The 208-nt window shown below is 72.6% G+C and carries 1 protein-coding gene; it reads right to left on the bottom strand.

From position 1 onward, the window contains the following. Positions 1 to 208: FGGY-family carbohydrate kinase (locus BN358_RS11865; protein ID WP_040583050.1), on the bottom strand; the 208-nt coding region annotated here is incomplete at both ends.

Genomic DNA, 208 nt, shown 5'->3' with positions numbered 1-208 from the left:
GTGCACGTCCGCGACCTCGACCAGGCCCGGAACGTCAGAGGCGGTGATCGCGCCCACGCCGATGGCACCGATCAGACCGGCGCCACGGGCGTTCGCAGCCACCGGTTGGGCCACCCGGTGCACCGGCACGCCGAGCACGTCGGCGAGGATCTGCGTCCACGAGTCCGACCGGGCTCCCCCTCCGACCAGGCGGATCGAGGTCACCGAT

This window comes from Sedimentibacter sp. B4, assembly GCF_000309315.1.
GTDB classification, from domain to species: domain Bacteria; phylum Bacillota; class Clostridia; order Tissierellales; family Sedimentibacteraceae; genus Sedimentibacter; species Sedimentibacter saalensis.
This window is presented reverse-complemented; position numbering and strand designations above follow the sequence as displayed.